We start from the raw sequence: 14722 nt of genomic DNA, 5'->3' as shown, positions 1-14722 counted from the left end.
ACCCTACGTGACTGAACAAAATACGCCTTACGTCAAAGAATTCCCCTTGCGCGAAGCTCACCATCTGGTGCGCGACTTAATGACGCCCAAACCATGGATTTACTGGACTGATTTTTTGTTTCATATCACGCTGGGCTGGGCAGCTTTTTTCACGGCGTTGTTTTCGCCGCTGTTCTCATTGTGGCAATTAGGCAGTTTCATGGTAGCGGTGCTGGCGTTGTACCGCTCGGCGATTTTCGTCCATGAACTGGCGCATCTCAGAAAAGGCACGTTCCAGAATTTCCGCCTGGTCTGGAACATCATCTGCGGCATTCCCTTCATGATTCCATCGTTCACGTATGACGGTGTACACAATGATCATCATAAACCGGATGTCTACGGCACGCGTGCCGATGGCGAATATTTACCGTTCGCGAGCCGCAAGCCTGCTGAAATGGTGGTGTATGTGCTCTTGTCGTTTTTGATCCCGCCATTGCTGGTGTTGCGTTTTGTCGTATTGACGCCATTGTCGTACCTGATTCCACCGCTGCGCAAAATCGTCTGGGAGCGCGCCTCTTCGTTGACGATCGATCCCGCCTACCGGCGCGGCGAAAACGCCATCCGCAACGACCATAACTGGCGCCAGCAAGAAATGGGTGCCTGCGTATTTGGCGCCAGCATCATTGCACTGGTCATTTCGGGAATTTTTCCCTATTCAGTGCTGATCTTGTGGTACCTGACGGCGGTCACGGTCTTCATTCTCAATTCACTGCGTACGCTAGCGGCGCATGCCTACCGCAATCCGGGCGAGCAAAAAATGACGCTGGCCGAACAATACCTCGATTCCATCAATATTCCCGGCAATTTCCTGGTTACGCCGCTGTGGGCGCCGGTCGGATTGCGTTATCATGCCACGCACCACCTCTTCATGAGCATGCCTTACCATAACCTCGGCAAAGCACAACGCCGGCTGGTCAATAACCTCACTGACAATTCCCAGTACATCAAAACATTACGCAGCGGCTTGTGGCCGGCACTGAAGCAGATCTGGCATGAATCCGCGCAAGCAACCCGCACCACTCAGCCTCCTCGCGATCCATGCTGAGAGTCATTCCAGCAGATGAACCTCCGCGTCGACACGTGACACCGCTGGTTATACTACGCCATGGACAAAGTATCTGGAACCGCGACAAAAAATTCACCGGATGGAGTGATGTGCCCTTGAGCCCGAAGGGTGAACAAGAAGCCGAACAGGCGGCTTATCTACTGAAGCAGGCAGGTTTCACGTTCGATCTATGTTATTCATCGCCTTTGCAGCGCGCCAGAACCACGGCGCAGATTGTACTTTCCACGATGCAACTGAACATACCGATCATCGAGAGCTGGCGCTTGAATGAACGGCATTATGGCGCGCTGGAAAGCATGCAACGCTGGGAAGCCATCAAAGAATTCGGTATCTGGCCCATTCTAGGTTGCCAGATCAAATTCGATGCAACGCCTCCTTATCTGGAAACGACCGACTCGCGTTTCCCGGGCAATCAACCAGCTTACGCTCACATTGATCAAAATGAACTTCCACGGGCAGAAAGCCTGCAACACACTTTAGCGCGCGTGAAGCCCTACTGGGAAAAAACCATTCAACCGGAAATCAGCCAAGGAAAACGCATACTGATCGTTTCTCACCGCAATACGCTGCGCACATTCAGAGTATTACTGGAACATCTTCATTACAGTCAAGTCATGAAATCCAAGCTGGCCACAGGCAGACCGCTGGTTTACGAGCTTGATCAACGCCTCAAGGTCGCCCGCCGCTACTATATCGATAAATTGAATTAGCATGCCGGCTATTCATAGTTTCGAACCCATCGTCGGTCCGCACGCCAATATTCTGATTCTCGGCAGCATGCCCGGCGAGGCTTCGCTGGCAGCCCATCAATATTATGCTCACCCTCGCAATGCGTTCTGGCCAATTATTGCACCATTGCTGAAGATCCAGGCCGATGCGCCTTATCACGAAAAAGTTGCCGCACTACGCTCATCCCCGTTCGCACTCTGGGATGTGTTCAAATCGTGCGAGCGCACCGGCAGTTTGGATGCAATGATTCGAAACGATAATTTCATCCTCAACGACTTTGTATCGCTCTTTTCGAGCCATCAGCAGATCAGATTTGTGTTTTTCAACGGGGGAACTGCCGAGCGCTATTTCTTGCGTTATGTAGTACCCGCCTGCGATCTTACTCATTTGCAATTGTCGCGCCTGCCATCCACCAGTCCAGCCAACGCCAGCATATCATTTGCTGATAAAGGGGCACGGTGGCATGAACCAATACAAGCGGCGCTGGAACGCATTAACTGAGCGAAAAATCACACTGCATAATTTCACTTGACGGCCAAGCTGCGTATGAGTTTTACTAACTGCTCATAATAAAGCCCTGGAATTCTATGAGTTGATCATGCTGCATGGCTTAAATCACTGGTCAGATTCAAAATGCTCATTTACATTGCGTAAACAGCTTTTTCAATTGATTTCGCCTTCTTGATCATCACTTCTCACCTTTCAGTGCTCAGATAGAATACAAGACTTGCCAATCAATTACTTAAAGGAATTAATACGATGAAGAAACTTGTGATCATTGTTGTCGCCATTTTCATTGCCGGATATGTAGCCTTGATGGTGCAATATTTTTGAAAAGACGCTGCAGAACGAGTCCGCTTGGTCATTGCGTTCAGATCAACCTCACATGTCCACTCAACTCTCATTAACTGTGCTTTATCAGTGGATTCTGACTAAATCACAGCATGGCGCGGCCGTAAAGAATTCATCCATGTCATTCCCAAATGTATGCCTCTGCTAAAAACTCATATCGCGGTGTTCGTTGTGCTGACGATAATAACGTTTGCGTCACTGATCTGGATAGATCGGTATCAGCAAATCGGACCGGATGTACTGACTGGTCATTGGGGTATCTGGGCGCCGGGGAAAAATTGGGCAGATGCTTCAGAGAACGAATTAGCGCTGTTTTCGACCAATCCCCAGGCAGGTGTTAGCGTACAACAACCGCTGCCCGCAATCGAACCAGGCACGGTGCTATTGTTTTCTGCGGAAGTAAAATGCGACCATGTGGTGCGTGGCAAGAAACCATGGAATCTGGCCAGAGTCGTCCTGGTTCAGAATGATGGCCAAAAAGACCTGTGGAATTTGCCATTGATTCTCACGGCTGTCACCGGCACCCAGGATTGGACGTTCTATCGGAATTTCTTCTACATTACAACGCAGACCCGCACGGCTCGAGTCATCGCTGAATTACACCAATCGACTGGATCTCTTCAAGTCAGAAACATGCAGCTTTATCCCGTTCACGAAACGGAAATTTACCTATGGGTAAAGAACATCATTCTGTTCTCGTGGGGAGGATTCTTCCTGTTACTCGTCGGTTCATGCCTGTTTGCGGAAAAAAGATCGATGCTTTTCCGCGCAATATTGGCAGGCGCCTTTATTTCCATCGTGATCGGAACCAGCTTGCCGGGATATCTCAAAACCAGCGTCATCTATGAAGTGGAGGCACAGATCGATGACATCAGCCCGGTCATCAACAAAGTGATGCCTTGGGAGCTGAGCAAGCTCTGGCACGCATGCGTTTTTCTGCTGCTCGGTTCGGCGCTCGCCTTGATGATTAAAAAAGCACCGCTTTCACAGCTCATGACCATCATCATCATGATGGCCGCCGGTACCGAAATGATGCAACTCTTCATTGATGGCCGATCGCCGTTGGTCAGCGATGTCTTCATCGATGCAGCCGGCGGTATCGTCGGTATTTACTTCATCAGGCGGTTGCAAACGAAACCATCGACTGAACGCTCCTGAAACTCATTTATGAAAAAACGTCAACTGTATGGACTTTTTCCAACGCGACACGCCAGGTATTTTCCCTGATCAGTCTTGTGACCGATACGCCGTGACTTGAATTTCAATTTTCATGCGCGGATCGGATAAACCCGCAGCCAACATCATGGCCGACGGCCTGACGTCACCCAGATATTTACGCATGATCGGCCAGCATTTTTCAAAATCCTCGGCTTTGGGGAACACGTACGTGACACGCACCACATCCTTCATGCTGGAACCCGCCTGTTTCAGTGCAGATTCAATGTTCTTGAAACATTGTTCCGCCTGTTCCAGCAGATCGTCTGAAATGGTCATGGTGCTGTAATCGAAACCGGTCGTACCCGATACCAGAACCCAGTTGCCTTCGACCACCGCGCGTGAATAGCCGATTTCGTGCTCGAACGTCGAACCTGAACTGATGAGTTTTCGTGCCATAGGCCTTCCCTTCCTTAAAGTAGAGTCAAAAGTTACCTAGAATAGCATTTCACTCAACAATCAGCACGTCTCAGGCTTATATTCTGTGGTCTTATAAAGACTCAAGAAATTTAATCAGTGCTTCTCGATCCGTAGTTGAAAGCACGCGAAAGTATTCTTTGGCAGATTCAGCCTCACCCCCATGCCACAGAATGGCCTCGGTCAAATCACGCGCACGACCATCATGCAGAAAAAAAGTATGTCCATTGACGACCTTAGTAAAACCAATTCCCCACAGTGGAGGTGTTTTCCATTCTTGACCGTCAGCAAGAAAATCGGAGCGACCATCCGCAAGTCCTTCCCCCATATCGTGAAGTAGTAAATCAGTATAAGGATGAATCACTTGTTTGGATACTTCCGGCACACCTTCAAGAACGCCGGTAGTAACGGTGGGAATATGGCAAGAAGTACAGCGAGCTTGATCAAATAACATTTGACCTCTTTTCACGAGTGGGTCATTGACGTTACGACGCGCGGGTACTGCGAGCGTTTGGATATAGAATGTTACGTCGTCAAGAACACCCGGCGTTAGTTCCGGATCGTCCTTCAAACCATCATATTGAGGCTGGCCAACGGTACTTTCATCCGGGAATACCTCATTGGTAATCCCCATATCGCCATGATACGCTCCGGCAGTCTGAACCAATAGTGAAGGACTGTTGGCCTTGAGTCCAAATCGACCGATGACAGTTGTTCCGCTCACCACATCCCACACTCGGTTTACACGGCCCGATATGCCATCGTTGTTCGCATCATCTTCATCGGTCCAGCCGAGCAAAGTCTCATCCGAAATGGCTTCAAGCAAACCACGTCCGAATACGGGAGGAGCAACCCGTGGTGATATCAGATACTGTTTCGGTAGGTTTATATAAGGATCCGCAATGGTAAAAATTGGCTTACGTAATCGATACGGCGTATTGTCACCGAACTTTCCTTCGATTTCGATATACGTTGTTTTAACACGGGCTTGCCGTTGTTTGCCGAATACCATTCGGTCAAAAAGCTGAGTACCGAACCCAGGCATGGCTAAAGGCCCGGCGGTATTTGGATCAGTTCCAGGGATACTAAGACGCAGGAAGAATGAATTAGATGTCCCACCCTCTTCAGGCGGTCGCCCCCGGCCATCTTTAGGATGACAAGCCACACAGCTATCATTGTTGAATGCCGGTCCCAATCCACTGTTGAGCAATGCTGGAGCAGTAACAAAGATTTGTTCGAATTCAGAATCGCCTATCAAATGCCGAGCCACTCCTTCGGGGCTAAGGTTGGGAGCTGGGTTGCTAAAAGCAGAACTGCTTTGAACGAACAACGTAGTATCTCCACCCGAAAACTCATTATTGATTGCAATCACTTCAATATTCGAGAAAGTGCTTTCTCCATCTTGGTTGTAGGTCGTGATGGCCACGTAATACATGGCTCCCTCATCAAGCACTGCAGATACTTGTGTTTCAGTTCCAAGATCAACGCTGTTGATGGATCCAACAGCGTTAGGCATCGGATAGGAAAGCCAATAGAGCCTGTACCCATTAGAACCCTCCAATGGCAACCAATTGGCAGTGGCGCGGTTGCCGGTCACGGAATAAACCACAACCGGCGCCACAGGAGGTGCAGCCTGTACGTTTGAACAAAGCGCCAGTAGGGCAAGAATAAATAAGACACGGTACTTCATCATTTCACAAACATCTTATACTTTAAACACTAACTTCTGAATCAAAGACCTGCATTACTCGCAAAATCCCGAGCATTTCATTGAACTGAGCGAGCTAGAGGCAGCAGCTGATCTATCATTAACGTGACTAAATTCTTCACCTCGTCAACTGCTGTTTGCACCAACTCGGCATTGTTTAGAATAGACTCAGTAAATGGCTGAGGTATGGCATAAAGTGCAGCTATAGTTTTTTCAATCTGATTATTGATAGCTTCGTCAAGTGCAGGATTGACTGATCTGACCAAATCATTTAATCCCGGCCCCTCGGATAATAAGTAGGTTCCGATATAAACGTTCTGAAGACCTCGTATATTATTGATGAAATCAGTTCGTGAATTAGCACTGAACTGAGACTCAACCAAGGTAGGATCACGCCCTGCAAGTGGTTTACTCAGCTTACCCGTCCCTACTTCATCAGCAATTCCCACCATACCTTCGATCATTTCTTGTAAAGCAGAACCTAAGCTAGGATAAGCCGTACTACCTGCGCCAGCTTTAGAAAATTCGGAAAGAAAATTTCCGCCATTCGGGTTCCATGCGTCAGCCAGTTTCTGAGTGTCATTCAAAAGCGCACTGGCAGTTGCGTTCAGATAAGCCAATTCTCTTGGGGTTAATTGCGATGCAACTTTACTGTTGTCACTGCCGAATAATAAATATTCGATCACCTGAAAGCCTTTGAGCGAAGGATCGAAGGCGCTCACTGTTTCTGTCGTTAATGGGGTGTCGCTATTAACTACGTTCTGTATGTCTGTTCCATTAATCGGCCAGCTATCCAATGAAGGATCTATGCCTTGCGTATCAACCGGGCCAAACAAGAATGCCTCTGATTGTTCCCATGGTCGACGTGCATTACGCCAAGCATTCTGTGCCTGGTTAAGACTCTTAGCCATCGTGTCCAGTTGCAGTTCTACAATCGCGGCACGCAAGACTTTGGTTTGTTCTGCCAAATCGGTATAGGTATTAAATACTACGTTACGCGCGTAATTCTGAATCACATCCTGCACTGAAGGCACTTCGGAAGAAACCGATGGCACTACCAATAAGCGTGGCAGAGAAACGCTACTATTTCCCTCTGTATTTCCGGCGCGAATCGAAACAAAAAAGCTTGAACCCGGCGGTAAAGATGTACTCACTTGAGTATTAGTACCCAAATCAAATTGACCAAAGAGTGATCCATCATCTGAATTAGATGCAATTAAGGTGTAATTATCAGCTCCTGACACTTCGTCCCAGTACAAACTGACTTGGGGGCCATTTGTAGTGATATATAGCTTTGGTATTTCCGGTGGCTCAGCATATGACACCGTGGCAAACATTTTAGCTACTATCCCGATCAGAATCGGTTTTATCCAATTTCTCATAAACTTAAATCCTATCTCTAGTGGTTATACTGCAGTACAAATAAATGATAATCATTCTCATTATATATCAAAATTTAATGACTATAAGAAAAGTATTGTCTTAACGTTCACCTTGTTTCATTGCCTGGTTATAATTTCGTACAGAGTCTGTGCCGCTGCTTTCTTGCGATATGTCAATTAACAGCAAAAATGATTCACCCATCTCTAGCCATTTTGATTACACATAATGCCGCTCACCTTTTATTGGCATGACTACGAAACATTCGGTGCGGATCCGAGGCGCGACCGGCCGGCGCAGTTTGCAGGCATACGCACTGATGAAGCGTTGAATGAAATTGGCGAGCCGCTGATGATCTATTGCAAACCGGCGCGCGATTATTTACCGCATCCGGAAGCTTGCCTGCTGACCGGCATCACGCCGCAGATCGCGGATGCACGAGGCTTGCCTGAGCCTGAATTCATTGCCCGCATCCATGCCGAATTTACGAAACCCCATACTTGTGGCGTTGGCTACAATTCCTTGCGGTTTGACGATGAAGTGACGCGGTTCACGCTGTATCGCAATTTCTACGATCCATATGCGCGCGAATGGCAGCAAGGCAATTCGCGCTGGGACATCATCGATCTCGTACGCATGACCTATGCCCTGCGCCCTGCAGGCATCACCTGGCCACAACATGAGAATGGGCAACCCAGTTTCAAATTGGAGGATCTGGTGGCCGCCAATGGCATCATGCATGAATCCGCGCACGATGCCTTGTCCGATGTGCGCGCCACGATCGCACTGGCGCGCCTGCTGCGCAATCAGCAACCGCGCCTTTATCATTGGTTGCTGGAATTGCGCGATAAGCGCAAGGCCGCTGCCCAGCTTGATCTCAGCACGCATAATCCGGTGATCCATACCACCCGCATGTATCCAGCCAAAACCGGCTGCACGTCGCTGGTCATGCCGTTGATCGCCGAACCGGGCAATAACAACAGCGTACTGGTTTACGACTTGCGCCATGACCCGGAAATGTTCTTATCCCTAACTGCCGATGAATTGGGTCAATTGTTGTTTACCCGCAGCGATGAATTACCGGAAGGCAAGAAACGGTTACCTGTAAAATCCATCAAAATAAACAAATGCCCGGCGCTTGCGCCCCGCAATACGCTCAACCCGGAAACCGCCGAGCGCATCATGCTGGATATGGCCGCATGCTACCGGCACTGGCAGACCTTATGCCGCTATCCGGAATTTTTTCAGCGCGTTGCCACCGCGTACCTCCATCATGATTTTCAGTCCGATTATGATGTCGACGCAGCGCTGTACGATAGTTTCCTTGGCAACGCGGATGCGGTATTACTGCCGCAGATACAACGCGCCACACCGCAACAGTTGGCCAGTGCGCGCTTTGATTTTCAAGACCAGCGACTGCCTGAGTTGTTATTTCGCTATCGCGCCCGCAACTGGCCGGAAACGCTGACGCCGGTAGAAAAACAGCACTGGCAGGAAACTCGCATGCGGAGATTGACGCAAAGCAACGGTGGCGGAGGCATCATTTTTGAAGAATTCTTTGCGCAGATTATGGCATTGCACGAAACTCATCAAGCCGATGAAAGCGCCCGGCGGATACTGCACGACTTGGAACACTGGGGCAACGACCTGCTGAACCAATAATGGCAGCATGCCGCCGCATTGTTTAAGAATGATCGTCGATCGGCTGTTTCAGAAACTTCACTCACGGAAATAACCCATGCGCATTGCAATCATCGGTGCAGGCTGCTCAGGTCTTACTGCCATCAAGAATTTGCTGGAAGCCGGCCTACAGGATATCGTCTGCTACGAACAAGGTGGACAAATCGGCGGCAACTGGGTGTATACCGCCACGCCGGGACATAGCAGCATCAGCCACATGACGCATACGATTTCCAGCAAGCGCCTGTCCCAATTCAGTGATTTTCCGATGCCCGAGGAATATCCCGATTACCCCAGCCATCAACAAATTCTTGCGTATTTCCAAGCCTATGCTAGGCATTTTCAATTGGAAAAATTCATCCGCTTCAATATCGCCGTTATGCATGCCGCGAAAATTGAGAACGAGCGCTGGCGTTTGTTCTTGAGCGACGGCACTCAATCCGAGTTCGATTATCTGCTCGTCGCCAATGGGCATCTTTCCGTTCCGCGCCATCCGGAATGGCGGCAAAGTTTCAGCGGACGCTATTTTCATGCGCATGATTTCAAGACCAGCGAAGGCCTGCAAAACAAGCGCGTGCTGGTCGTCGGCGCGGGCAATTCGGGCTGCGATTGTGCCGTCGAAGCCAGTCGCGAAGCACGTCAGGTGGACATCAGCGTTCGTTCCCCGCAATACATCATTCCCAAATTCATCATGGGAAAACCGACGGATACCTTTGCTGAGTCGATGCAATGGCTTCCACGAGAATTACAAAACCTGCTGCAGAAATTAACCCTGCGGTTACAAATCGGCCGCTATCGCGATTATGGTTTGCCCGAACCCACATTTTCACCGACCCGCGCCCATCCAACGATCAACTCGGAAATCTTCGATAAGATCCGGCACGGAAAAATCCACCCTCGTCCTGGCATCCATCACATCGCCGGTCAAACGGTTCATTTTGCCGATGGATCATCGGCATGCTACGACGTCATCATTGCTGCGACAGGATATACCATCAGCTTTCCTTTCTTTGAGTCGGATTTCATCAATTGGCACGACGCAGCGCATATTCCGCTCTACCTGCGAATCTTCCATCCTAACCATCCCAGCTTGTTCTTCATCGGTTTGATTCAACCACAGGGCTGCCTCTGGACGCTCGCCGAGATGCAGGCGAAATTGGTTGGGCAGTTTTTGACGCATCATATTCAACTTCCCCCCGACTGGCGGGAACAAGCAGTCACGGAAGGACATGAATGGACGCAGCAATTCATCATCCGCCCTCGCCATTCGCTCGAGGTGCACTATTATCCTTATATGAAACAACTGCGACGGATGATGGCAAAAAATAATTTGAAAGAGAAGTGACGATCTCACACAACCAGACCAAAACGTCTATCCGCCATCATGCTAAAATCCCCATTCCGATTCGGGATTAACTCAGTATTTGCTTAGCCCTGCGCATGATGAAAAATAATTACCTCGAAAGAATATTGACCGCTCAGGTGTACGATGTGGCGATCGAAAGTCCGCTGGAACCTGTCGCCAACCTCTCTGAACGCATCCACAATCAAGTGCTGTTGAAACGAGAAGATTTGCAGCAGGTGTTTTCTTTCAAATTACGCGGCGCATATAACAAAATGATCAAACTGCCAGCGGAGGTGCGCAATCGCGGCGTGATCGCCGCTTCTGCCGGCAATCATGCGCAGGGCGTTGCGCTCGCCGCCAAAAAATTGAGTTGCAGTGCCACGATCGTGATGCCGGTGACAACGCCGCAGATCAAGATCCATGCGGTGATGGGACACGGTGCAACGGTGGCGTTGCACGGTGATTCGTATAACGATGCCTACGAGCACGCAATAGAACTGGCAAAAACCGAACAAGCGACGTTCGTGCATCCCTACGACGATCCGGATGTCATCGCCGGACAAGGAACAGTCGGCATGGAAATCCTGCGCCAGCACACCGGCACTATCCACGCCATTTTTGTGCCAATCGGCGGCGGTGGATTGATTTCCGGCATCGCGGCATATGTGAAGCGGCTCTATCCGAACATCAAGATTATCGGCGTCGAACCGGTGGATTCAGATGCCATGTACCGCTCGTTGCAAAGCGGTCGCCGGGTCAGATTGACGCAAGTGGGCTTATTTGCAGATGGCGTTGCAGTTCGGTATGTCGGTAAGGAAACCTTCCGATTGTGCCGTGAATTTGTCGATGAAGTGATTCTGGTCGATACTGACGCCATTTGCGCGGCGATCAAGGATGTATTCGAAGATACGCGCACGATTCTGGAGCCTTCCGGCGCATTGTCGATCGCCGGTATCAAGGCCTATGTCGCGCGTGAAAAAATTCTGCACCAAACGCTGGTGGCCATCGCATCAGGCGCCAACATGAATTTCGACCGGCTGCGGCATATCTCCGAACGGGCGGAAATTGGCGAGCAACGGGAAGCCGTGATGTCGGTCACCATTCCCGAGCAACCCGGCAGCTTCAAAAAGTTCTGCAATTTATTGGGTGCGCGCAGCATCACCGAATTCAACTACCGCTATTCCGACCCCAAAGTGGCCCACGTATTCGTCGGCATTTCGATCCGCAATCAGCAGGAAGCACAGGCGCTGATTCAGGAATTACGCCAAAATGGCCTGGCTACTGAAGACATGAGCAATAACGAAATGGCGAAATTGCACATCCGCCATCTCGTCGGCGGAAGAGCGCGCGGCGTCAACAATGAAATCCTCTACCGTTTCGAATTTCCCGATCGTCCGGGCGCATTGATGAATTTCCTCAACAATATGAGCCATAACTGGAACATCAGCTTGTTTCATTATCGCAATCATGGTGCCGATTATGGCCGCGTGCTCATCGGCATCCAAGTACCACCCGATGAAAAATCCGCTTTCAAGACCTTTCTTGATCAGTTGGGTTACCGCTACTGGGATGAAACCAAGAATCCCGCGTATACCCTATTTCTTGCGTAGAGAAGCGTCAATTGATTCATCGCCCCAGATAAAGCGATAGGCACCCGCAGCACAGCAATCGAGACCTATCAATCCGATATTCCCGAAACGAATACCGCGCAACGAAGCGATTCATTCGTACAGTCGATCAATCGGGGTTTCTGTGGCACACCCCTTGGAAAACAGCTTCATTCGCACCCGTCGATGTGGCTGCGTTGACTTTTGCTTACAATGTTCTTTTCGACCTGTGAACTACTCTTTTACGTCGCTCCGCTTCTTCTTTAGCTACTGTTGCTAGTTTTTTTAGAATTTTGCGAGCGCCCTTAGACTGGATCTTGCAGCAATCTCAATTCGTTCGAGATCCCCATTCACAGCCCTTCTCGACTTCAACAATTCAAATTCCTGAGCCATTCACGACAAATAACCCGATATTGCTACATTAAAAGGCACCCTTTTCCAGGTTTTATCGTGTTTTTGATTGCGCATGCGAGCAGCTATGCTACCGCCTGACTATTATCAAATCACTGTCCCCATAGGAAGAAGGACATTTTGAACAGCCATCATTGAGCCTGGAGAAAGCAATGGAAGAACACTTTTCTGAATTAGATCTCAACGCGGGAATCGCTACTGTACGGAAAAACTTGCCGGTCATTACTTTACCGCAGAAGACAACGATTTCTCGATCGGCCTCGACGAACGCCAATCCGTGGATTTCAGGCACAATTTTAGCCGTACTGGCGCTATTGCTGTTGCTGACGTTACTGTTCAGCGCTCGGCATGCAAAAGACCATCTGATTGAGGCAAACGTTCTGGCGCAATTGCATATTCACCACGCCCAGCTCCCTTACACCGTAGAGCAGGCGCTCAGCGGAAATGCAGCTGCCTTTGCCCGATTGCAAGAACAGCATTATCAGTTGAATCAATATGCTCTGCAGTTAGCACAAACTCAGAGCGAATCATTCGGCCAGGACAACGTCGTGCCGATTGCCGATCAACCCGCTCTGGACAGCTATTTTCAGCAATGGCGCACTGAAACCCAGAACCTCGGTCTGATTCAGAGCCATAAGGATACTTTGAACGACTTGGCGGGTCACATGCGCAGTGCAGCAGGTATTCATCATCAATTGATCAGACGCAGCGAAGCACTCATCAGCCGGATGGCGGAGAGAGGCAACTTTTCCAATCAGATCAAAACGATCGAAGCGATCAAACAGCAGATCGAGATGACAGCCAGGAATATTCAAAGCATTTTCCCGAATGATTCAGCACCAAGCGATATCACGGCGCAGATCGCCCGGGAACGAGCACACATTTCCGGCATTCTGCAAATCTTGAGCCAAGGCAGTAACGGTCTAGGCAATGCATCGGATAAAGATGAAGTCATTCAGGATCTGTTATCCCACATCTATGCATTGATGAGAAAATTTGATGATCATCTGAATGATATCGAAAAGGAAATCACAGCGGCAATGACCGTACAATCAGTCGTTCATGAAGTGATCGACCATAGCGAAACCATGATCGATCACATCAAGGAACTGGGTCATGAAACTGAGGAACGAGCCAAGCTGGTAGCATTTCTACTGGATGTGCTCAGTTGTTTCCTGGGCGCAAGCTTGATCATTGCCGCACTGTTCTTTGCGAAATCGTTGCGTGCATTCCAGCTTAATTCGCGTAAGCCGGAAATCGTCAGTCCGGATGTCATTGGAATCACGCAGGCTGCCATCCGAACGTTATTGGTTGACATGAAAAAAATTGCCGATGGCGACCTGAGGGTACGCACCGACATCACTCATCCAATGACCGGCGCCATTGCCGATGCCATCAATTGCACGATTGAGGAGCTGCACACGCTGGTTGAGCAAGTGAATCAATCCAGCACGTTGGTCGTCACTGCATCCGATCAAGCGCAACAGGTGTCATCCGAGCTGTTGGCGGCCGCACAGCATCAAACCGCAAAGATTGAAGACACTACGCTGGCAGTGCTTGGCATGACTGACTCCATTACGGAAATCGCGGACATGGCGACTGAATCCGCCAACGTTGCCAAGCAATCATTGGCGACCGCTGAGAAAGGAACACTGGCGGTCCGTGAATCGATTGCGGGAATGAATGAGATTCGCACGCATATCCAGGATACCTCGAAACGCATCAAGCGCCTGGGAGAAAGTTCGCAGGAAATTGGCGAAATCGTTGCGCTGATCACCGATATCACCGAACAGACGAATGTGCTGGCGGTTAACACAGCATTACAAGCGACTGCCGCCGGCGAAGCTGGCCGGGGATTCATGGTGATCGCGCAGGAAGTGCAACGCTTGGCCGAGCGGTCTGCAGAAGCCAGCAAACAAATCAGCGAACTGGTCCTCACGATCCAGGGCGATACGCAAGACGCGATGGCGGCGATGGAGCGCAGCACCGTCGGCGTGACTCAAGGCACAACCCGCTCTGATGCAGTCAGTCGGGCGTTGGAAGAAATTGAAACCGTTTCGAAACAACTGGCGGTGCTGGTGACCAACATATTTGACACGACACACATTCAAACCCGTTCGGCTCATGAAGTCGTTGCAAATATGGAAGAAATTCTGCACATCACTCGGCAAAACACCGAAGGTACTCGCCAGACCACGACGTCCATCAAACAAATTACCGGATTCGCTTCAGAATTGAGAGCATCGGTATCTAATTTTAATGTTTGATTCTAT

General features: G+C 49.7%; 11 protein-coding genes. 8 read left to right on the top strand and 3 right to left on the bottom strand.

The window, feature by feature from the left end; genetic code table 11:
- The first annotated feature begins 7 nt into the window (after positions 1–7).
- From ABF87_RS01265 to ABF87_RS01250, 4 genes are all read left to right on the top strand, one after another.
- Positions 8–1084, top strand: a complete 1077-nt coding sequence (locus tag ABF87_RS01265) for a fatty acid desaturase (RefSeq protein WP_160827298.1) — start codon at positions 8–10, stop codon at positions 1082–1084.
- Positions 1078–1815: a 2,3-bisphosphoglycerate-dependent phosphoglycerate mutase gene (locus ABF87_RS01260; RefSeq protein WP_160827297.1), complete on the top strand. Its 738-nt coding sequence runs from the start codon at positions 1078–1080 to the stop codon at positions 1813–1815. Before ABF87_RS01265 ends, ABF87_RS01260 begins: the two co-directional genes overlap by 7 nt.
- Before the next feature lies 1 nt (position 1816).
- Positions 1817–2335, top strand: coding sequence for a DNA-deoxyinosine glycosylase (locus ABF87_RS01255; protein WP_160827296.1), 519 nt, complete (start codon positions 1817–1819; stop codon positions 2333–2335).
- Between the two features lie 486 nt (positions 2336–2821).
- Positions 2822–3844 (top strand): VanZ family protein, encoded by a 1023-nt coding sequence (locus tag ABF87_RS01250; RefSeq protein ID WP_160827295.1) that lies wholly within the window; start codon positions 2822–2824, stop codon positions 3842–3844.
- Between the two features lie 69 nt (positions 3845–3913).
- Here the strand turns inward: ABF87_RS01250 and ABF87_RS01245 are convergent, their stop codons facing one another.
- The 3 genes from ABF87_RS01245 to ABF87_RS01235 all read right to left on the bottom strand — a co-directional run bounded on the left by ABF87_RS01245 (position 3914) and on the right by ABF87_RS01235 (position 7408).
- A complete protein-coding gene (locus ABF87_RS01245) occupies positions 3914–4300 on the bottom strand; it encodes a RidA family protein (RefSeq protein WP_160827294.1) in 387 nt (128 codons plus the stop codon).
- Positions 4301–4391: 91 nt separating this feature from the next.
- Positions 4392–6011, bottom strand: coding sequence for a di-heme oxidoredictase family protein (locus ABF87_RS01240; protein WP_205012641.1), 1620 nt, complete (start codon positions 6009–6011; stop codon positions 4392–4394).
- Positions 6012–6085: 74 nt separating this feature from the next.
- On the bottom strand, positions 6086–7408 hold the full coding sequence (locus ABF87_RS01235; RefSeq protein WP_160827293.1) for an imelysin family protein: 1323 nt from the start codon (positions 7406–7408) through the stop codon (positions 6086–6088).
- 226 nt (positions 7409–7634) lie between these two features.
- Here ABF87_RS01235 and sbcB point away from each other — a divergent pair, with 226 nt between their 5' ends.
- The 4 genes from sbcB (at position 7635) to ABF87_RS01215 (ending at position 14716) form a co-directional block, all read left to right on the top strand.
- Positions 7635–9068 (top strand): exodeoxyribonuclease I, encoded by a 1434-nt coding sequence (gene sbcB / locus ABF87_RS01230; protein WP_160827292.1) that lies wholly within the window; start codon positions 7635–7637, stop codon positions 9066–9068.
- Between the two features lie 76 nt (positions 9069–9144).
- A complete protein-coding gene (locus ABF87_RS01225) occupies positions 9145–10431 on the top strand; it encodes an NAD(P)-binding domain-containing protein (RefSeq protein WP_160827291.1) in 1287 nt (428 codons plus the stop codon).
- A gap of 98 nt (positions 10432–10529) precedes the next feature.
- Entirely contained in the window at positions 10530–12041 is a 1512-nt protein-coding gene (ilvA, locus tag ABF87_RS01220) for a threonine ammonia-lyase, biosynthetic (RefSeq protein ID WP_160827380.1), read from the top strand.
- Between the two features lie 560 nt (positions 12042–12601).
- Positions 12602–14716 (top strand): methyl-accepting chemotaxis protein, encoded by a 2115-nt coding sequence (locus ABF87_RS01215; protein ID WP_160827290.1) that lies wholly within the window; start codon positions 12602–12604, stop codon positions 14714–14716.
- Positions 14717–14722: the final 6 nt, after the last annotated feature.

This window comes from Nitrosomonas sp. JL21, from assembly GCF_009833095.1.
Taxonomy (GTDB): domain Bacteria; phylum Pseudomonadota; class Gammaproteobacteria; order Burkholderiales; family Nitrosomonadaceae; genus Nitrosomonas.
This window is presented reverse-complemented; position numbering and strand designations above follow the sequence as displayed.